A 19,346-nucleotide genomic window follows, 5' to 3' on the forward strand; every position below is an offset into this window, starting at 1 on the left:
CCGCCGTATACGGAACCGTATGTACGGTGGTGTGAGAGGGGCGAAAATAATTAAATTATTTTCCCTCTACTCGATTTTCTATGAGTTTTCTTTTAAGGAATTTAGTCCTTCATCGATTGTATGAAAGACAATTTTAATGGTTTCTTGCAGATTTTAGTCCTTCATTGCCTGGATGAAGGATGTTTTGACTGCTTTTCAAGTAGTTTTGTCCACAGGACAATATCTAGGCCCGTATGCTCATTAGTTTTCTATTGGCTTTTTATCCGAGTCAAGTGTGAATCCTTCTCCAGCTACATCATGTACTGCGTTTACGGAAACAAAAGCATGTGGATCAACTGAGTTAATAATATTTTTTAGCCGTACTATTTCATTGCGGCCAACTACGCAATATAATACATCCCGTTCACTTTTGGTATAGGATCCGTATGCTCTAAGAGCGGTAACTCCCCTGTCCATTTCATCCATAATTTTTTTGGCAATCTCTTCATTATTATCTGAGATAATCATGGCACCCCTTGCCGCATATGCACCTTCCTGCATAAAGTCAATTACTCTTGCCCCAACGAACACAGCGACTAAAGTATACATTGCCTGCCGGTAATTCAAATAGGTTAAAAGCGAAATAGCAATCACTGCTGCATCGAATAAGAACATTGTTCTGCCCATGCTCCATCCGGCATATTTATGGACAAGCCTTGCTATAATATCAACCCCGCCTGTTGTTCCTCCATAGCGAAAAATGATTCCAAGTCCAACCCCAACTGCTACTCCTGCAAACAATGCTGCGAGGGTCATGTCATTATAGAGAGGCATATGAACTGGGTTTCGCTGAAAAATCCATAAAAATACTGAAACACCGACGGTTCCGATTAAAGTATAAAGGAATGATTTCCTTCCTAGCAGTTTCCAGCCTATAAAGAAAAGGGGAATGTTTAAGATTAGATTTATATAGGAAGGATTCCATTTAAACATAAAGAATAATAAAAGAGTAATCCCGGTAAATCCTCCTTCTGCAAGATGGTTCTGCATATTGAAATTTACCAGGCCAAAGGAAAGAATCGCAGCCCCAATCAGTATAAAGAAAGTATTTTTTAGTCTCAGGCCAAAAATCATTGTCCTTCCTCCTTTTTCCCATAATTTTCTCAAAGCAAGCGTTTTTTATTATAAAGGATTGATTGTCCTATATCAATTGACAAAAAGCAACACTTAGAAAACGGAACGAAAATATTTGTAAATAGTTCTTAATTTAGCTAACATGAAAGAAAAGCCGAGTACCTTAGGATTTAGGAAAAGGTATATAGATTTTGAGTGCATTGCATAGAGAATTTGGGGTGTTACAGAATGGGTAAAGGAAAATCGCTGCAGGAGCTGCAGAAGGAAGTAGATACATATATCAGCCAATTTAAAGAAGGTTACTTCAGTCCGCTTGCCATGATGGCAAGGATGACAGAAGAACTGGGAGAATTGGCCAGGGAAGTAAACCATTATTATGGTGAGAAACCAAAGAAATCTAATGAAGCCGAAAAAACAGTCGAGGAAGAACTAGGTGATTTGCTATTTGTTATAATTTGTTTTGCAAACTCACAGAATATCGACCTTGAAGAGGCTCATGACTATGTAATGAATAAATTTAATACAAGAGATAAAGACCGCTGGACTAAAATTAATCCTGACAATATGGAGTGAATAAACATGGAAAAAATCAAAATAGTAATTGCCGGCCCTCGTGGCAGAATGGGAAAAGAGGCTGTATATCTAGTTCAAAATACAGACCAATTTGAGCTGACAGCTGTCTTGGACAGAAAGAACAATGGTATGAAACTTAGTGACCTTGATGGGTTTCAAAATATTGATGTTCCTATTTATACGGATATTGAGCTTTGCTTTCAGGAAGCCAAAGCAGATGTATTGATTGACCTGACAACTCCTGAAACCGGAATGTACCATGCGAAAACGGCACTTGAATATGGAATGCGCCCCGTTGTAGGGACAACAGGTTTTTCAAAATCAGATCTAAAGGAGCTTGAATCCATCTGCAATGAGAAAAGCCTTGGATGCATCATTGCTCCGAATTTTGCAATCGGTGCTGTTCTTATGATGAAATTTTCCAGGATGGCTGCTAAATATTTTGATGATGTAGAAATTATTGAAATGCATCATGATCAAAAATTGGATGCTCCATCTGGCACCGCAGTTAAAACAGCTGAAATGATCTCTCAGGTACGTGAAGCAAAAAAACAGGGCCATCCAAATGAAAAAGAAACTATCCAAGGCGCAAGGGGAGCAGATTATGATGGAATGCGAATACATTCTGTTCGACTGCCTGGTTTAATTGCGCATCAGCAGGTGATGTTTGGATCTGATGGCCAAACGATCACAATCCGCCATGATTCCTATCACAGAGGTTCCTTTATGTCAGGTGTGAAAATTGCCGTTGAAACAGTAATGAAACTGGATACTTTCGTATATGGACTTGAAAATATTCTAGAATAGGGGTTATGTAAATGAATATTGCGCTAATCGCTCATGATAAGAAAAAAGATAATCTTGTACAATTCACTACTGCCTACAAAGCGATATTTTCTGAGCATACCCTATACGCCACGGGAACAACCGGTACAAGAATCCAGGAAGCTACTGGCTTGTCTATTCATCGATTTCAATCCGGCCCTCTAGGGGGAGACCAGGAAATTGGGGCAATGATTGCGAAAAATAAAATGGATGCAATTTTCTTTTTCAGGGATCCGCTTACTGCCCAGCCCCATGAACCGGATGTTTCGGCATTAATGAGGTTATGTGATGTTTACTCCATTCCGCTTGCTACCAACATGGGGACAGCTGAAATTCTTATTAGAGGCGTTGAGGAAGGTATGCTGGAATGGCGCGAGCTTCGTAATGAAAATAAAGGTGAGAGTCAATGATAAGCTACGATTATGACATTTTATGCTTTGGTGCCCATGCCGACGATGTTGAAATTGGCATGGCAGGCACCATAGCCAAATTTTCTGCAGAAGGAAAAAAGGTTGCTATTTGCGATTTAACATACGCAAATCTATCATCAAACGGAACGGTAGAATTAAGAAAAGAAGAGGCCGCAAAGGCGGCAGAGATTCTTGGTGTTAGCGAGCGAACTTCACTAGGGCTTCCCGACAGGGGGCTGTTTTTATTAGAAGAATACATAATGAGGGTTGCGGAGGTTATAAGGCAGTACAAACCAAAGTTGGTTTTTGCGCCTTATTTCCAGGACCGCCATCCAGATCATGGGAATTGTGCAAGGATTGTTGAAGAGGCTGTTTTCTCCGCCGGAATAAAAAAATATCAAACCACTGGTAACAGTGAACCTCACCGTGCAAAAAATGTTCACTTTTATATGATTAACGGGTTCCATCACCCCGATTTTTTGGTTGATGTATCGGAATATATGGATAAAAAGATAGCTTCGTTAAATGCATATGTGAGCCAGTTTGTAAAAAATGATGAGAGTGTTGATACCCCGCTGACGAACGGATACGTCGAGACGGTTGAATCGAGAGAGCGGCTTTTTGGCAAACAGGCTGGAGTTCAATACGCGGAAGGATTTAAAACCAAAAATCCTCCCCTGTTAAATCGTGATTTATTAGGAGAATAGAAATGAAGAAGTTAAAGATAGGCATTACCTGTTACCCAACTGTTGGAGGATCTGGGGTGGTTGCTACTGAACTGGGAAAACTGCTCGCCGAAAAGGGACACGAAATACATTTTATTTCGTCTAGCCTCCCTTTTCGCCTCAAACGAGTTTATCATAATATTCACTACCACCAGGTGGAAGTCAACCAATACTCTGTTTTTCAATATCCTCCATATGATATCGCTCTTGCCAGTAAAATGGCTGAAGTGATAAACAGAGAAAAGCTGGATATACTCCACGCGCATTACGCAATACCCCATGCCGTTTGTGCTATTTTAGGAAAGCAGATGAGCGGCCGGGATATGAAAATAGTAACCACTTTACATGGAACGGATATTACAGTATTGGGATACGATCCTTCACTATCAGATGCCATTAAATTTGGAATCGAGAAATCTGATGCAGTAACTGCAGTCTCCAATTCACTAGTAAGCCAAACCTATGAATTGATTAATCCAGATAAACAAATTGATACTGTTTATAATTTTATCGATGAAAGAGTTTATCAAAAAGGCGATTTTCTGCATTTAAAGGAAGAGTTCGGAATAAAGGAAGATGAAAAGGTTGTTATCCATGTTTCGAACTTCCGTCCTGTAAAACGTGTTAAGGACATAGTAAGATCGTTTGCAAAAATAGCAGAAAAAGTCCCTTCAAAGCTCTTGCTAGTGGGTGATGGCCCTGAAATGAAGAGTGTCTGTAAACTTGTTGGTGATTTTGGTTTAAAGGATAGGGTTTTATTGCTTGGCAAGCAGGAAAATCTGGAAGAATTATATTCAATCAGTGATTTAATGCTCCTGTTATCGGAAAAGGAAAGCTTCGGACTTGTTGCACTTGAAGCTATGGCATGCGGTGTTCCATGTATAGGTACTAAAGTTGGGGGCATACCAGAAGTAATTGACCATGAAGAAACCGGCTATCTTTGTAATCTGGGTGATATTGAAGATATAGCCAATAAAGCAATTATGCTGCTAAAAAATCCTGAGCTTCATCAGCGTCTTTCTTCTAATGCATTAGAAACGGTCCGGACAAAGTTCAGAGCGGATGTCATTGTAGGGCAATATGAAGATTTATATTTTAAGCTCTTAGGCAGAGGGGAAGTCTATGATTAAACCTTTTCAAGAAGCTGTTCCTGTTTTGAAAAAGCTGATCGAGGCAGGATACGATGCTTATTTTGTTGGCGGGTCTGTCAGAGATTATCTTTTGCAGCGACCTATTAGTGATGTGGATATTGCTACCTCCGCCACCCCGGCAGAAGTAAAGAGTGTTTTTCATAAAACAGCAGATGTTGGGATTGAACATGGAACTGTTCTGGTTTTTCACAACCAAAAAACATATGAAATCACTACCTTTAGATCGGAAGCTGAGTATGAGGACTTTCGCAGACCGAAGGAGGTTTCTTTTATTCGTTCTTTAAGAGAAGACTTGCAGCGCCGTGATTTTACCATGAATGCTATTGCAATGTCGGCAGAGGGAAAATTAATTGATCCCTTTGAAGGTCAGAAATCCATTCAGCGAAAAATGATTCGGACAGTTGGAATAGCTGAACAACGTTTCGGCGAGGATGCCCTTCGGATGATGCGAGCTGTCCGTTTTGTCAGTCAGCTTTCTTTTGCCATTGATAAGGGAACTTTTGATGCCTTAAAGATAAATGGAAAGCTCCTGCAAAAAATAGCTGTGGAACGAAAGACGGCTGAATTTGAAAAACTTCTTAAAGGTAAGAATCGGCAAAATGCCCTGGCGCTACTTGTGGATTCAGATATTTATTCCTACCTGCCAGGTTTGGCCGGCAAAGGAACAAACCTTAACAGACTCTCAGAGGTTGCTTGCGGAGATTTAACACTTAATGAGATGTGGGCACTGCTTTTATATTGTATTAAAGAAGAAGCCACCTCCTTTTTGAAAGAATGGAAGCTGCCGACCAGACAAATAAAAGAGATTCAAACTCTTGTATTCTTTTTTACCAAAAGATTGGATAGGGAATTTGAATTGATGGACCTTTATTCGGCCGGTAAGGAGCGAATTATTTCTGCTTATCGGCTTTTTGAAAAAGTTGCCGGTACCAGGGATCTGAATGCCGTGAAAAGGCTTGAAGAGGCTTATGACGCATTGCCAATTAAAAAACGCTCTGATCTTAGGATTAGTGGAAACCTTCTAATGGAATGGTTTCAAAAACCGGGGGGTCCCTGGGTAAAGGAAATGATTGAGATGGTCGAGCGAGCTGTTTTAAATGGCCTCTTGGAGAACAATACGGAAGAGATAAGGGGGTGGCTGAAAAAGTGCAATCAGAGCTAAGAAAAAGGCTTCTCGATGCTTTTACCGATGCAGGTGACTCCTATTTGTCAGGACAGGCTGTTGCAGAGCTTCTAGGCTGCTCCCGGACTGCTGTATGGAAGCATATGGAGGAATTAAGGAAAGAGGGCTTTCAATTGGAAGCAGTAAGAAGAAAAGGATATAGGATTTTACATACACCTGACAGGATGACAGAAGATGAAATCAGGCTTGGTTTGAAAACCAGTTTCATCGGCAGAAATATCGATTATCAGGAAAGTACCGGTTCTACTCAAAAAATAGCCCATCAACTTTCCAATGATGATGCTCCGGAAGGAACAGTTGTTGTGGCCGAAGAGCAAGTAAGTGGAAGGGGGAGAATGGACCGGAAGTGGCATTCACCAAAATTCACCGGAATATGGATGAGCATTATTCTGCGGCCTAATATCCTGCCGGCCCGTGCGCCTCAATTGACACTGCTTGCTGCTGTAGCTGTGGTTCAGGCGATGGAAGAAGTCACAGGGCTTGTTCCGGAAATTAAATGGCCTAATGATATCCTCATCAATGGCAGGAAGGTTACGGGTATTCTTACTGAACTGCAGGCTGAAGCAGACAGGATTAATTCCGTAATTATTGGGATTGGAATTAACGTAAATCAAGAGGCTTTCCCCGAGGATATTGAACAAACGGCTACATCGCTTCTAATTGAAAAGGGGGAAGCAGTCTCGAGGACAGAATTAATCAAAAGTGTATTTGCTCAGCTAGAAAAGCTTTACTCCATATACCTGGAAAATGGTTTTTTACCAATAAAGCTTTTATGGGAAAGCTATGCAGTGAGTATTGGGAAAAAGTTAAGAGCCCGGACACTCACTTCCGTTATAGAAGGGCGCGCTTTAGGGATTACAGATGATGGAGTCTTAAAGATTGAGGATAAGGATGGCGTTATCCATCATGTCTATTCAGCAGATATAGAAATTTAATTTTCTATTATTCCTGCTAGCCAACTTTCACCTATATTTGCTATAATTCGATTGGGCGGTATCCTGGGGAGCTGCACCTAATGTACTTTAAACATATTTAAATATAGTTTCTGCCTAGATCCGTAGCCGGACCAGGACAGAGGGATGAAACATTTACATGAGTATTAGGGATCCTCTGCCTTCAGCAGGATCCCTTTGTTTGTTTTTAGTGCAAACTCTGTTAAGTATTACTGTTGTTTAACTCCAGCGGGAAAATCGGGCCAAGGCAGATTCCGCAGGCGCATAGAGCCGAGGAAAGCGAGTGCCGGGAGTGGAAATCAACAGGCAAGAACAATGTCTGCTCCTTAACAGAGACTAAAACAAATTACTCAATTATTGTTTTATTACCTCTTCTAAAAAAGGAGGAATAAAGTATGAAGCAAACAACCGATTTCATAAAAATGAAAGAAAAAGACGAAAAAATTGTCATGTTAACTGCTTATGATTATCCTTCAGCTAAGCAAGCTGAGCATGGCGGGGTCGACTGCATTCTTGTTGGTGATTCCCTGGGAATGGTAGTCCTTGGATATGATTCAACCGTCCCTGTTACAGTTGAAGATATGATTCATCATGGCAAAGCTGTTAAACGAGGTGCTAAGGATACCTTTATCGTTGTTGATATGCCATTTTTAAGCTATCACCTCTCCATTTCAGACACTTTGGCCAACGCAGGCCGTATTATCCAGCAGACAGGCGCAAATGCGGTTAAGCTTGAGGGAGCAGACGAAGTTATTGAAAAGATCTCTTCAATTACAAAAGCCGGAATTCCTGTTTGTGCCCATTTGGGGCTGACACCACAATCGGTAGGTGTACTTGGGGGCTATAAGGTCCAGGGGAAGGAAGCAGCTGCTGCAAGAAAGCTGATAGATGATGCAAGAAAATGCGAGGAGGCAGGGGCCTTTGCAATCGTTCTTGAATGTGTTCCTAAACAGCTTGCAGCCGAAATTTCTTCCAGCCTTTCCATTCCTATAATCGGAATTGGGGCAGGAATGGAAGTCGACGGCCAGGTGCTTGTTTACCATGATATTCTTACGTATGGAGTTACCAGGGTGCCAAAGTTTGTAAAGCAATACGTTTCGCTGGAACCGCAAATACTTGAAGCGATTCAATCCTACGTTTCGGAAGTTAAAAATATCAGATTTCCTGAAGACCAGCATTCCTTTACGATGAAGGAAGAAGAGCTAAAAGGTTTATACGGAGGAGTAAAATGAGGGTAATTACTACAGTTCAAGAGATGCAGGAAATCGTTCAACAGGTTAGAACTGAAAAAAAGTCAGTTGGTTTTGTTCCAACTATGGGTTTTTTGCATGAAGGACATTTAACACTTCTCAGGAATGCCCGTAAAGATAATGAAGTTGTGGTATTGAGTATCTTTGTTAACCCGCTTCAATTTGGACCTAATGAAGATTTTACAACGTATCCACGCGACTTTGAACGGGATCGGAGCCTTGCTGAAAAGGAAAAAATTGATTTCTTATTTTATCCATCTGTTGCGGAGATGTATCCTAGTGAAGCATCAATATCTGTAATTGTTAAGGACCGTACAGATGTCCTATGCGGAAAATCGAGGCCAGGGCATTTCGATGGTGTAGCTACTGTTCTAACTAAGCTTTTTAACATTATTATGCCAACAAGAGCCTATTTTGGAAAAAAAGACGCTCAGCAGGTTGCAGTAATTGATGGCTTAATAAAGGATTTTAATTTTCCTATTAAATTGGTTCCAATAGATATTGTCCGGGAAGAAGATGGGCTGGCTAAAAGCTCCCGTAATGTTAATCTTGATCCCCACGAAAGAGAACAGGCCGCTGCCCTTTATAGAAGTCTTCAAAAAGCCCGGTCAGCAATCGAGGAAGGCGAAAGGTCCATTCCCAAGCTGAAGAAGATCATTGAAACCATTATTTTAAATGAATCACAAGGAAAAATAGATTACGTGGAAATTTACAGCTATCCGGAATTAAAGCCGATTGATATAGCTTCAGGATCTATTATAATGGCCATTGCTGTAAAATTCTCAAGGGTACGGCTCATTGATAATATTATTATGACCGTCAACAATGAATAACTTAAGGGGGGATTAGTAGTTATGCTCCGCACCATGATGAACGGAAAAATACATCGTGCTACTGTAACGGAAGCTAATTTAAATTACGTTGGAAGCATTACAATAGATGAAAACATTCTTGATGCAGTAGGGATGATTCCCAATGAGAAGGTACAAATTGTTAATAACAATAATGGCGCCCGCCTTGAAACCTATATTATACCCGGTGAGGGAGGAAGCGGCGTAGTCTGCTTGAACGGGGCTGCCGCCCGGCTTGTACAGCCTGGAGATACCGTTATTATCATTTCTTATATTATGGTTCCTGAGGAAAAAGTGGGTAGTCATAAACCAAAGGTTGCTATAATGGGAGAAAATAATGAAATTATGCAGCTTCTTCATGCTGAGCCGGCTCACACGATTATGTAATCCCCTTCTTAGGGGGTTTTTTCTTTTAGTATAATTATAATTTATACTGTTGTAGAAAATAACATTTAACCAATAATCTTTTCTTTTTTTTTCTTTTTATGGTACCGTTTGAATGATGAATGATTGAGGTGTTAGAAGGATGTTGAACAAATTTGTTGTAATTGATCTGGAGACAACAGGAAATGCTCCAAAGAAAGGCGACAGGATCATTCAATTTGCAGCAGTTGTCATTGAAAATGGTACCATTACAAATCAGTTTTCTTCTTTTGTTAATCCGAATGTTGATATACCTGCATTTATAGAGGAATTAACTGGAATAAATAGTGACATGGTGAAAGATGCACCTTCTTTTTCCGAAATAGCTCCCAAGGTTATGGAGCTGCTTGAGGATGCATATTTTGTGGCCCATAATGTACTGTTTGATCTTTCCTTTCTCCAGGAGGAATTGGTCAGCGAAGGTTACGAAGGCTTTTACGGCCCTATTCTTGATACAGTAGAATTGGCAAGGATATTATATCCTACGGCAGATGGATACAAACTTACGGATCTTGCTGATCAGCATGACCTAATGCACGACAGACCCCATCAGGCTGATAGTGATGCTCTCGTTACTGCTGAGCTCCTCTTGATTTTAATGGAAAAGCTTAATCAGCTTCCCGTACATACACTTTTTCAGCTCTCTATGCTCGCAGGCGGACTTAAAAGTGACCTTGAGCAGTTTATGGAAGAGATGCTTGATGAAAAAAACAGACAGAGTAATATTCTCCCTGGTAATATTGAAATATTTAATGGGATTGCAATAAGGAAACAAATTATAACAGAAAAACAATCAGAAGGATTTTTCTTCTTTCCTGAAACTAAAGAGGAAAAGACCGCTATTTTAGAAAAACACATCCCGGACTTTGAGCTAAAACTGGGCCAATACAGAATGATGGACAAGGTTTACGAGGCGTTCAATGGAAATACACATACACTAATTGAGGCTGGTACCGGTGTTGGGAAATCACTAGGATATCTATTGCCAGCTGCTTATTTTAGCAGGCTGACAAATAACCGTGTGGTTGTAAGCACTCATACCATCCAACTGCAGGAGCAATTATTAGCAAAAGAGATACCCCAGCTGCAAAAAATGCTTCCATTTAGGATTAAGGCTGTATTGCTTAAGGGACGAAGCCATTATATCAGTTTGGAAAAATTTGCACAGTCTCTAAGAGAAGAAAATGATAATTACGATACAACGCTTTCTAAAATGCAGATTCTTGTCTGGCTTACTGAAACAGGAACAGGTGACAAAGATGAACTTAATCTATCGAGCGGCGGGATGATCTACTGGAGCAGGATTAAGGGAGACGAGACCGTATTTCTAAACAGCCGCCAATGGCTGGAAAAGGATTTTTATTTGCGGGCTAAACAAGCTGCTATTGGTGCAGATATTATCATTACCAATCATGCTATGCTGCTGGCAGATCTGTCTGCTCGGAACTCAATATTGCCAGAATATGAATATGCCGTTATTGATGAAGGCCATCAATTTGAGAAAGCCGCAGCCAAATTTATGGGCTGTACACTTGGTTATTTAAATACCCGTCTATTGTTAAGCCATTTAGGGCTATACGAACAGCGTCAGCTCTTTTACCGAATGGAGAAGCTTTTAAATGATGAAACTTTTCTAAGTGGAGAAATTCTCCATACTTTTGAAGTTAATCAGCTTATATCAGACAGTATTTATGAAATGGATGAGTTTTTTAAAATTGCGGCACTCGCAGCTAAAAAAGGAAAAAGAGGAAGTTCAAACAGAATTAAGGCTCGTTTCGAATTCAGTAATAAAGGGAAAGAATGGTTAGCGTTAGTGAGCTCCGGAGAACGCTTTGTCTTTCTCGTAAAAGATCTAATTTCCTCAATTCAGGCCAGAGTTGACTGGATTTTGGAGAACCGGCTCGACTTAACGCTTGAACAGCAGGGCTATATGGAAGAGCTGCATTCTCTAATGCTGGATCTTGAAAAGTTAAAGGCGAATATACAAGAGCTTATACTTAATAATTCGGACCTTGTAAAATGGATCGAAACAGATATCCGTTCGCCCCAAAATACTACATCAATTTCCGCACTTCCTGTATCTGTTGCAGACTCACTGGAAAGAAATTTTTTTGCTGTGAAGAAAGCTGTTGTAGTGACATCTGCTACTTTAATGGTTAACCAGACTTTCGATTACATAATCGACTTATTAGGCCTTAAAGGAATTCCAAGCAGTACAGTCCAAATACCATCTCCATTTGAATATGAAAGACAAGTTCAGCTTTTAATTACCGATGATCTGCCGGAAATTAATTCAGTACCCACAGATGAATATGTTGTAGCCATTACTGAACACCTAATTTCAATTGCAGAAGCCACACGGGGGCGTATGTTGATTCTGTTTACATCACAGGATATGCTGAAAAAAACGTACGAGTTGATTAAGGAAAGCGGCTTTCTGGACGAATTTGCCATTATAGCGCAGGGAATTACTAGCGGAAGCCGATCAAGGCTTACACGGAATTTCAAGAAATTCGATAAAGCTATTCTGCTTGGGACTAGCAGCTTTTGGGAAGGGGTTGATATACCTGGCGAGGATTTAACCTGCCTTGTGATTGTTAGACTTCCTTTTAGTTCTCCAGATGATCCTCTTGCAGAGGCAAAATGTGATGTAATTAAGAAGAAAGGCGGCAATCCATTTTCCGAGTATTCACTTCCTGAAGCTATATTGCGTTTCAAACAGGGGTTTGGAAGGTTAATCAGAACTGAACAGGATCGTGGAGTTATAGTCGTTTTTGATAAAAGGATCGTTACCGCCCGTTATGGAAGAGACTTTTTAAAGTCCATTCCGCCTATAAAAGTAAAAAAAGGAAATATTGATGAATTGATTGAAAGGATTCATTCCTGGTTATGATCCTGTTATAATGGGAAGATAATATTTTATTAGGGCTTTATAAAAAGCCCTCCTTTTTCAAAAATTAGAGGAGGAAATTTGAAATGGAAAGTAAGATAGAGGTACTGTCTACTGTTAAAATACAATACAGTGCTGACTTATATAAGATTATTGATTCGCTTAACCGGACGCTTAAAGAAAAAGATCTCATGTTCGGCCTTGCACTTGATCAGGAAGACAAAACAAAAGCCATCTTTACCATTTATCGTACATAGTGAGTGATTGAATTGAAAAAGTGGATTACAATACTTATCATAATTTTTGTTGTATTAGTCGGAATTACGGGGACCATTTATGCAACGGCAATGAAGCCTGTGAAATCGGCTGAAGAAAAAGCCATATCAATTGCAGAGAAAAAAATAAAGCTTGATAAAGTGGATCATTTCCACTTATATCATGGTGTCGAAACGGTTTATGTACTTGAGGGCATTGATAAAAAGGGCCAGAAGGTTATTGTCTGGGTACCTGAGAAAAGCCGTAATGTTGTTGTAAGGAAGGCTAAAAACGGTCTGACTAGACAAGAAGCCATAAAGAAACTTCTAGAAAAGAGAACTCCACAAAAAATTGTTTCTGCCAAGCTGGGAATGGAAAATGGAATTCCTTTTTGGGAAATCTATTACCTTTCCGATGGCGACTTAATAAACTATTATTGTGTTGATTTTAAAACAGGTGAAATGGTAAAACGCATTGAAAACCTTTAATAAGAGGGGGAACTATAGTATGGAATTCAAACTTGCACAAAGGGTGAAGTCACTAACTCCATCCTCCACACTTGCTATTACAGCTAAAGCAAAAGAATTAAAAGAACAGGGTGAAAATGTAATTGGTCTTGGAGCAGGGGAGCCGGATTTTAATACACCTCAGCATATTATCGAGGCTGCTGTTAAATCGATGCATGAAGGACATACCAAATATACGCCTTCCGCAGGACTTCCGGCGCTTAAAAAGGCGATTGTGGGGAAATTTCAACGTGACCAGGGACTTCAATATCAGCCAAATGAAATAATTGTAGGTAATGGGGCAAAACATGTACTTTACACATTATTCCAGGTTATTCTTGACGAAGGGGATGAGGTAATTATCCCCATTCCATATTGGGTAAGTTACCCTGAGCAAGTTAAGCTGGCTGGCGGTGTTCCAGTTTATTTGGAAGGCTATGAAAAAAATGATTTTAAAATTACTCCTGAACAGCTGGAAAAAGTGGTTACTGACCGTACAAAGGCAGTTATTATTAATTCCCCCAGCAACCCGACAGGTGTCCTTTATTCAGAAGAAGAACTTCTTGCACTTGGAAAGGTATGCTTAAATAAAGGCATTTTAATTGTCTCTGATGAAATCTATGAGAAATTAACTTATGGAGATGCTAAACATTATTCCATTGCACAGCTTTCTCCTCAACTAAAAGAACAAACCATTGTTATAAATGGGGTTTCAAAATCCCACTCCATGACTGGCTGGCGGATAGGATATGCAGCTGGAAATAAGAATATTATTGAGGCAATGACCAACCTTGCAAGTCATAGTACATCGAATCCAACCACAACCTCTCAATATGCAACTATTGCTGCCTATAATGGCTCTCAGGAAGCAGTGGAGGAAATGAGGCAGGCTTTTGAGAGCAGATTGGAGACTATCTTTGAAAAGCTTATATCCATCCCTGGATTTACCTGTGTTAAACCGCAGGGAGCTTTCTATTTGTTTCCAAATGTAAAAGAAGCTGCCCGCTTAACTGGATTTAGTGATGGAGATGCATTTGCAGAAGCATTGCTCGTTGAATCGAAAGTAGCTGTTATACCTGGATCAGGTTTCGGTTCCCCAGATAATATTCGATTGTCTTATGCGACATCGCTTGATCAATTGGAAGAAGCAATTAAAAGGATTCACCTATTTGTAGAAGAAAAATCTAAAAGCTCCGTTCAGAAATAATTTCCTTTTTAGTTTTTGATACCGGGGAGTCCGCTACTGCGGGCTTCCTGCTTTCAAGTACCACAGATGGCTAAACTTCACATCTATTTAGTTAGCAAGTTCCATGGTATACTGAAAAGGAGGTGCCATAATGATGAAAACAAGCTTATTTTCGTGGATTGAGGAAGGGAATATTACGATTCCTTCTGTTTTATTATCGCAATATAAAAATATGAAACTTGATGAAATAGAACTGGTTCTATTATTAAATATGATTGCTTTTATCGAAAAAGGCAACGAATTCCCTACTCCTGAAGAGCTTTCCTCCCGTATGACCATTTCCGAGACTGATTGTACTGATATGCTTAGAAGGCTTATTCAAAAGGGATACATAATTATCCGTGATGAATATACACCAGAAGGAATCAGATATGAGAAGTATTCACTAAAGCCTCTCTGGGAAAGACTAGCTGACCACTTTTTAGCCAATCAAAAGAGTGAGCAGGTCACTGAAAAACGCACAGATGAGATGGACCTATACACATGTTTCGAAAAGGAATTTGGCAGGCCACTTTCACCATTTGAATGTGAATCGCTAGCGATGTGGATGGATGATGACCTCCACGAACCAGTTATCATCAAAGCAGCATTACGCGAAGCCGTAATGTCAGGAAAACTAAATTTCAGATATATTGACCGTATTTTATTTGAATGGAAGAAGAACGGAATTAAAACAATAGAACAGGCACGAAACCAGGGCCGTAAATTCCGGCAAAAACAGCTGCAAGGCAGGAATAACCAGGACGAATATCAAAAATCTTCTCCGATTCCCTTATATAATTGGCTCGAGCAGTAGCTGCAAAAACGAGAGAGATTATCTCTCGTTTTTGTATATAGAAAGAATAACAGAGTGTTTATCCGTCATACCGAGCAGGATTTATATTATCCTTCTGATACTCCATCACTTTATTATAATGAATCAAAAAGCAGGTGAGTAGATTGTTAAACCAAAAACAAATAAGATATTGCCTCGATAAAATGGGGGAATTGTTTCCCGAGGCCCATTGTGAGCTTGTTCATTCAAATCCTTTTGAATTAGTTATTGCAGTTGCTCTGTCGGCACAATGTACAGATGCTCTAGTAAATAAAGTTACACGCACACTCTTTCAAAAGTATAAAAAACCTGAGGATTACTTGGCAGTTCCTCTAGAAGAGCTTCAGCAGGACATCCGTTCTATCGGACTATTTAGAAATAAAGCAAAAAACATACAGAAACTCTGCCAGCTGCTGCTGGATGATTATAATGGCGAGCTTCCCCGTGATAGGGACGAGCTAACAAAACTTCCTGGGGTGGGAAGAAAAACTGCCAATGTGGTTGTTTCTGTAGCTTTTGACATTCCGGCTATCGCAGTAGATACACATGTTGAAAGAGTTAGTAAAAGGCTTGGCATTTGCCGCTGGAAAGACAGTGTGCTCCAAGTAGAAGAAACACTTATGAAAAAAGTGCCGCGTGATGAATGGTCTCTGACTCATCATCGCCTAATCTTCTTTGGACGCTATCATTGTAAAGCTCAAAATCCTCAATGTCAGACATGTCCGCTTTTGGAGCTTTGCCGTGAAGGGAAAAAGAGAATGAAAGGAAAAGAGCCATGGGTAGAGAATATATAAAAATAAAAGTTCCTGATGAATTATCCAATCCATTTTTCTTTTCAGAAACGGAAATTATGATCCAGGCATCTAGAAACGAGCTTGAACTTCATGAGAATTTTATGTATGATATCTTCTTTTTCCTGGGGGAGGATACATATAAACCGTGGGAGCAACTGAATGAAGCACTCCCAATTCTTCTGACAGAGTGGAAAAAAATTAAAGTTACTCTTGATCAAATGCATAGCAGGAGGGATAAACCGAATATCCTGCCGGCAATGAAAAAGGCAATTGGAGTCTTTTTACAATTCCTGTTCTGGACGAATGAGAGGCCAGTTATTATAAAGTCTCCAATTCCTTTTAACATCCTTGTTTATAAACCCGTGAATGTTGAGGAAAGGTTGGGATTTATCATTTCAAGACCCGGTTTATTCCACTCCTTTATCCAGCTGGGAGAATTAATGGAAGAGCAGAAAAAGCAAAATGCAATAAGAGCTATAAAGAAAAAAGCGTCCAGGCTATAAGAGCTGGACGCTTTTACTATATTAAGATCTTAAATTTAATGGCCAGTTCCGCCAGTAGTAGTTCCTCCTGTTGTACCGGTAGTTCCGCCAGTGCCGCCGGTAGTTCCGCCGGTGCCGCCGGTAGTTCCGCCAGTGCCGCCGGTAGTTCCGCCAGTGCCGCCGGTAGTTCCGCCAGTGCCACCGGTAGTTCCGCCAGTGCCGCCGGTAGTTCCGCCAGTGCCGCCGGTAGTTCCGCCAGTGCCGCCGGTAGTTCCGCCAGTACCTCCGGTGGTTCCGCCAGTGCCGCCGCCTCCCGTAGGTGGTTTAGTAGCAGGTGGCGGTGTTCCGCCATTGTTTCCATTACCATTGCCATTGTTTCCATTACCATTGCCATTGTTTCCATTACCATTGCCATTGTTTCCATTACCATTGTCATTGTTTCCATTATCATTTCCGTTACCGTTGTTGCCGTCACCAGTGTTTCCATTATTGTCACCAGTATCAGGCGCGGCAGGAACACTTACTGATGCTGTTACAGAGTCGCTCTTATCAGAACCGGAAATGGCTGTCACAGAGAATTTATAGGAGCTTCCCGGAACAGCATTAGGAATTTGCAGGCTTTTATCAGAAACGGTAAAACTTTGCTGCCAGCCATTGTCACTTGAGGCGTCAACACGGAATTTAACATCCTTGCCATTTTGAGGATAATCCCAGCTCAAAGTGATGGCACCCTGATCGTATTTTGCATTAACATTATTAGGAGCATCCATTTTGGTATACTTTTCAGAAACCTGTTTTGGAGCGTGGCCTCTGACAGCATATTCATAGCTTACTCGATCTTCCGGTGTATAAGGGCCAGCAAGCTTTGCAGGCATAGTATCCTTTTCGACACGTACTCTCGTTACGCTCTTCGGTATAGTAAAGTCCGCCGTTTTTACATCCTCAGATGCATAGGACATTACACTTTTAAAGATACCCTGTGCTATTTTTTGGTCGCTGCCTTCATGGATAGGATTCTTAAGGTCTGCGTAGCCAGTCCAGACAGAAGCCGTGTAGTTGGTGGTATATCCTGTAAACCATGCATCAGGAACGTCATGGCTATTTGTGATACCAAATTGCCTCATTTGATCATCGGTATAATTTGTTGTTCCTGATTTTCCGGCTACTGGGAGGCCTGGGATTCTCGCCTTTGTACCTGTACCATACTCAAGAACACTTTTTAGCATATCGCTGATCATGAAAGCAGTATAGTCTTTCATAACTGGTTTTGTTTCATGTTTTAAGTTTATTTCGGTGCCATCACGAAGCGCTATCTTTTTAACAAAATAAGGCTTTGTATAATAGCCGTTATTTCCAAAGGCTGCATATGCACCCGCAACCTGAATGGGGGCAATACCACCTGTTTTACCGCCAAATCCGCCAATAGCGTATGACTCATAAATTTCCTTAAGAGGAATGCCAAGATTTATGGCGAAATTCTTAGCTCTATCCAATCCAACCTGCTGCAGCGTTTGTACCGCAGGAGTGTTACGTGATAAAGCAAGTGCTTTTCTGATAGTCATTGGGCCCATATATTTATTATCCCAGTTTCCAAATTCCTTGCCGCCTGTATAGGTTATTTTCTTATCTTCAATCATATGGTAGGTACCCCATTGAAGGTACTCAATAGCAGGGCCGTAATCAAGAATAGGTTTAACTGTCGAACCTGGCTGGCGCTTGATATCCATAGCATAATTGTAGGCACGCTTAACATTTTGCTGATTCCGTCCTCCGCCAACCGCCCTGACTTCGCCTGTTTTCGTATCTAACAGAGTAACACCCGCCTGGAATTTATCGTCAGGATATTGTACATAGTCATTGGTGTTTAATACATCCTCCACATGCTTCTGTGCTTTTGGATCGAGTGTGGTATAAATGCTTAATCCATCTGAATAAATATCAAAGTTTCCATTGTCTTCAACTTCTTCTATGACGGCATCAACAAAAGCATCGTATGGATGTGTATCTTTTTTCCGCTGATCCTCAGGAAGGAGTCCTGTAGTTATCGGCGTTTTAATCGCATTTTCCATTTCTGTTTTTGTGATATAACCATGCTTATGCATTAATGAGAGTACAATGTTGCGTCTTTTTTCAGCTGTTTCTGGATGCAAAAACGGATTATAATTATTTGGGCTTTGCGGCATTCCTGCCAGCATTGCAGCTTGAGGAAGGGTTACATCCTTAAGCTCCTTGCCAAAATAAATCTTAGCGGCCGTTCCTACCCCATGTGCATTTTCGGACATGAATATTTTATTTACATACATTTCAAGAATTTGATGTTTTGTATAATGCTGCTCCAGCTGATAGGCTAGGTAAGCTTCCTGAACCTTCCTTTTTATTGTTTTTTCCGGTGTAAGGATGGAGTTTTTTACTACCTGTTGTGTAATTGTACTTCCGCCCTCACTGCCAAATCCGTGGGTTATATTTGCCATAACAGCCCCGCCAAGACGCACTACGTCTATACCGTGATGCTTATAAAAGCGAGCATCCTCTGTAGCGATAAAGGCATTCTCAACAACTTTAGGAATCTGATCATAAGTGACATAATCCCTGCTGTCCATTGCTCCAACTTCGGTAACAAATTTGCCATCTTTATCATATATTTTGGACGCGATTGGATCTTTTAACAATTTCTTATCCAGTTTTGGAGTATCTTTTACTAAATAAGCAAAGGTTGCTGCTCCGGCAAGCATGCCTAAGATTCCAAGCGCTACTAGGAAAAGAAAAATCTTTTTCACAAGGCTGCCTTTTTTCTTTGTGCTTTTTTGGCCTCCCTGAGAATTAAGCCTCTTTCGGCGTTCTTCTCTTGATTGATACTTTTCAGCCATTTGCTCTTTCCTTCCTTTCTAACCTTTACCTGAAT

19 protein-coding genes are annotated in these 19,346 nt (G+C 40.5%); 17 read left to right on the forward strand and 2 right to left on the reverse strand.

Annotated elements, in window-relative coordinates:
• Nucleotides 1-240 precede the first annotated feature (240 nt).
• The gene (locus AC3WR0_RS14190; RefSeq protein WP_492552923.1) at nucleotides 241-1,113 is read right to left on the reverse strand and encodes a YitT family protein; all 873 of its coding nucleotides are present in this window, start codon (nucleotides 1,111-1,113) and stop codon (nucleotides 241-243) included.
• 228 nt (nucleotides 1,114-1,341) lie between these two features.
• Here AC3WR0_RS14190 and AC3WR0_RS14195 point away from each other — a divergent pair, with 228 nt between their 5' ends.
• From AC3WR0_RS14195 to AC3WR0_RS14275, 17 genes are all read left to right on the forward strand, one after another.
• A complete protein-coding gene (locus AC3WR0_RS14195) occupies nucleotides 1,342-1,686 on the forward strand; it encodes a nucleotide pyrophosphohydrolase (protein WP_027323840.1) in 345 nt (114 codons plus the stop codon).
• 6 nt (nucleotides 1,687-1,692) lie between these two features.
• Nucleotides 1,693-2,493 carry a 4-hydroxy-tetrahydrodipicolinate reductase gene (gene dapB / locus AC3WR0_RS14200; protein WP_492552924.1) on the forward strand — a complete coding sequence of 267 codons (801 nt, stop codon included), beginning with the start codon at nucleotides 1,693-1,695 and terminating at the stop codon, nucleotides 2,491-2,493.
• Between the two features lie 11 nt (nucleotides 2,494-2,504).
• A complete protein-coding gene (mgsA, locus tag AC3WR0_RS14205) occupies nucleotides 2,505-2,921 on the forward strand; it encodes a methylglyoxal synthase (RefSeq protein WP_492552925.1) in 417 nt (138 codons plus the stop codon).
• Complete coding sequence (gene bshB1, locus AC3WR0_RS14210) at nucleotides 2,918-3,628, forward strand: bacillithiol biosynthesis deacetylase BshB1 (protein WP_492552926.1); 711 nt, start codon at nucleotides 2,918-2,920, stop codon at nucleotides 3,626-3,628. Before mgsA ends, bshB1 begins: the two co-directional genes overlap by 4 nt.
• 2 nt (nucleotides 3,629-3,630) lie before the next feature.
• On the forward strand, nucleotides 3,631-4,776 hold the full coding sequence (bshA, locus tag AC3WR0_RS14215) for an N-acetyl-alpha-D-glucosaminyl L-malate synthase BshA (RefSeq protein WP_492552927.1): 1,146 nt from the start codon (nucleotides 3,631-3,633) through the stop codon (nucleotides 4,774-4,776).
• Nucleotides 4,769-5,959: a CCA tRNA nucleotidyltransferase gene (locus tag AC3WR0_RS14220; protein WP_492552928.1), complete on the forward strand. Its 1,191-nt coding sequence runs from the start codon at nucleotides 4,769-4,771 to the stop codon at nucleotides 5,957-5,959. The genes bshA and AC3WR0_RS14220 overlap by 8 nt, the downstream gene beginning before the upstream one ends.
• On the forward strand, nucleotides 5,944-6,915 hold the full coding sequence (locus AC3WR0_RS14225; protein WP_492553029.1) for a biotin--[acetyl-CoA-carboxylase] ligase: 972 nt from the start codon (nucleotides 5,944-5,946) through the stop codon (nucleotides 6,913-6,915). The genes AC3WR0_RS14220 and AC3WR0_RS14225 overlap by 16 nt, the downstream gene beginning before the upstream one ends.
• Before the next feature lie 413 nt (nucleotides 6,916-7,328).
• A complete protein-coding gene (gene panB, locus AC3WR0_RS14230) occupies nucleotides 7,329-8,165 on the forward strand; it encodes a 3-methyl-2-oxobutanoate hydroxymethyltransferase (RefSeq protein WP_492552929.1) in 837 nt (278 codons plus the stop codon).
• Nucleotides 8,162-9,016 (forward strand): pantoate--beta-alanine ligase, encoded by an 855-nt coding sequence (panC, locus tag AC3WR0_RS14235; protein ID WP_492552930.1) that lies wholly within the window; start codon nucleotides 8,162-8,164, stop codon nucleotides 9,014-9,016. The genes panB and panC overlap by 4 nt, the downstream gene beginning before the upstream one ends.
• Nucleotides 9,017-9,037: 21 nt before the next feature.
• On the forward strand, nucleotides 9,038-9,421 hold the full coding sequence (panD, locus tag AC3WR0_RS14240) for an aspartate 1-decarboxylase (protein ID WP_492552931.1): 384 nt from the start codon (nucleotides 9,038-9,040) through the stop codon (nucleotides 9,419-9,421).
• Between the two features lie 139 nt (nucleotides 9,422-9,560).
• Nucleotides 9,561-12,350, forward strand: coding sequence for an ATP-dependent DNA helicase DinG (gene dinG, locus AC3WR0_RS14245; RefSeq protein ID WP_492552932.1), 2,790 nt, complete (start codon nucleotides 9,561-9,563; stop codon nucleotides 12,348-12,350).
• An 83-nt stretch (nucleotides 12,351-12,433) separates the two neighbouring features.
• Nucleotides 12,434-12,604 carry a YpmA family protein gene (locus AC3WR0_RS14250; RefSeq protein WP_492552933.1) on the forward strand — a complete coding sequence of 57 codons (171 nt, stop codon included), beginning with the start codon at nucleotides 12,434-12,436 and terminating at the stop codon, nucleotides 12,602-12,604.
• A gap of 3 nt (nucleotides 12,605-12,607) precedes the next feature.
• On the forward strand, nucleotides 12,608-13,090 hold the full coding sequence (locus tag AC3WR0_RS14255) for a cell wall elongation regulator TseB-like domain-containing protein (protein WP_492552934.1): 483 nt from the start codon (nucleotides 12,608-12,610) through the stop codon (nucleotides 13,088-13,090).
• 19 nt (nucleotides 13,091-13,109) lie between these two features.
• Nucleotides 13,110-14,315 carry a pyridoxal phosphate-dependent aminotransferase gene (locus AC3WR0_RS14260; RefSeq protein WP_492552935.1) on the forward strand — a complete coding sequence of 402 codons (1,206 nt, stop codon included), beginning with the start codon at nucleotides 13,110-13,112 and terminating at the stop codon, nucleotides 14,313-14,315.
• 130 nt (nucleotides 14,316-14,445) lie between these two features.
• A complete protein-coding gene (locus AC3WR0_RS14265; protein WP_492552936.1) occupies nucleotides 14,446-15,150 on the forward strand; it encodes a DnaD domain-containing protein in 705 nt (234 codons plus the stop codon).
• A gap of 143 nt (nucleotides 15,151-15,293) precedes the next feature.
• Nucleotides 15,294-15,962, forward strand: coding sequence for an endonuclease III (nth, locus tag AC3WR0_RS14270; protein ID WP_492552937.1), 669 nt, complete (start codon nucleotides 15,294-15,296; stop codon nucleotides 15,960-15,962).
• Nucleotides 15,944-16,465, forward strand: coding sequence for a YpoC family protein (locus AC3WR0_RS14275; protein ID WP_492552938.1), 522 nt, complete (start codon nucleotides 15,944-15,946; stop codon nucleotides 16,463-16,465). The genes nth and AC3WR0_RS14275 overlap by 19 nt, the downstream gene beginning before the upstream one ends.
• 35 nt (nucleotides 16,466-16,500) lie before the next feature.
• Here the strand turns inward: AC3WR0_RS14275 and AC3WR0_RS14280 are convergent, their stop codons facing one another.
• Entirely contained in the window at nucleotides 16,501-19,311 is a 2,811-nt protein-coding gene (locus AC3WR0_RS14280) for a PBP1A family penicillin-binding protein (protein WP_492552939.1), read from the reverse strand.
• Between the last annotated feature and the right edge of the window lie 35 nt (nucleotides 19,312-19,346).

The sequence above is a fragment of the Neobacillus sp. FW104-15D2 genome (assembly GCF_058790155.1).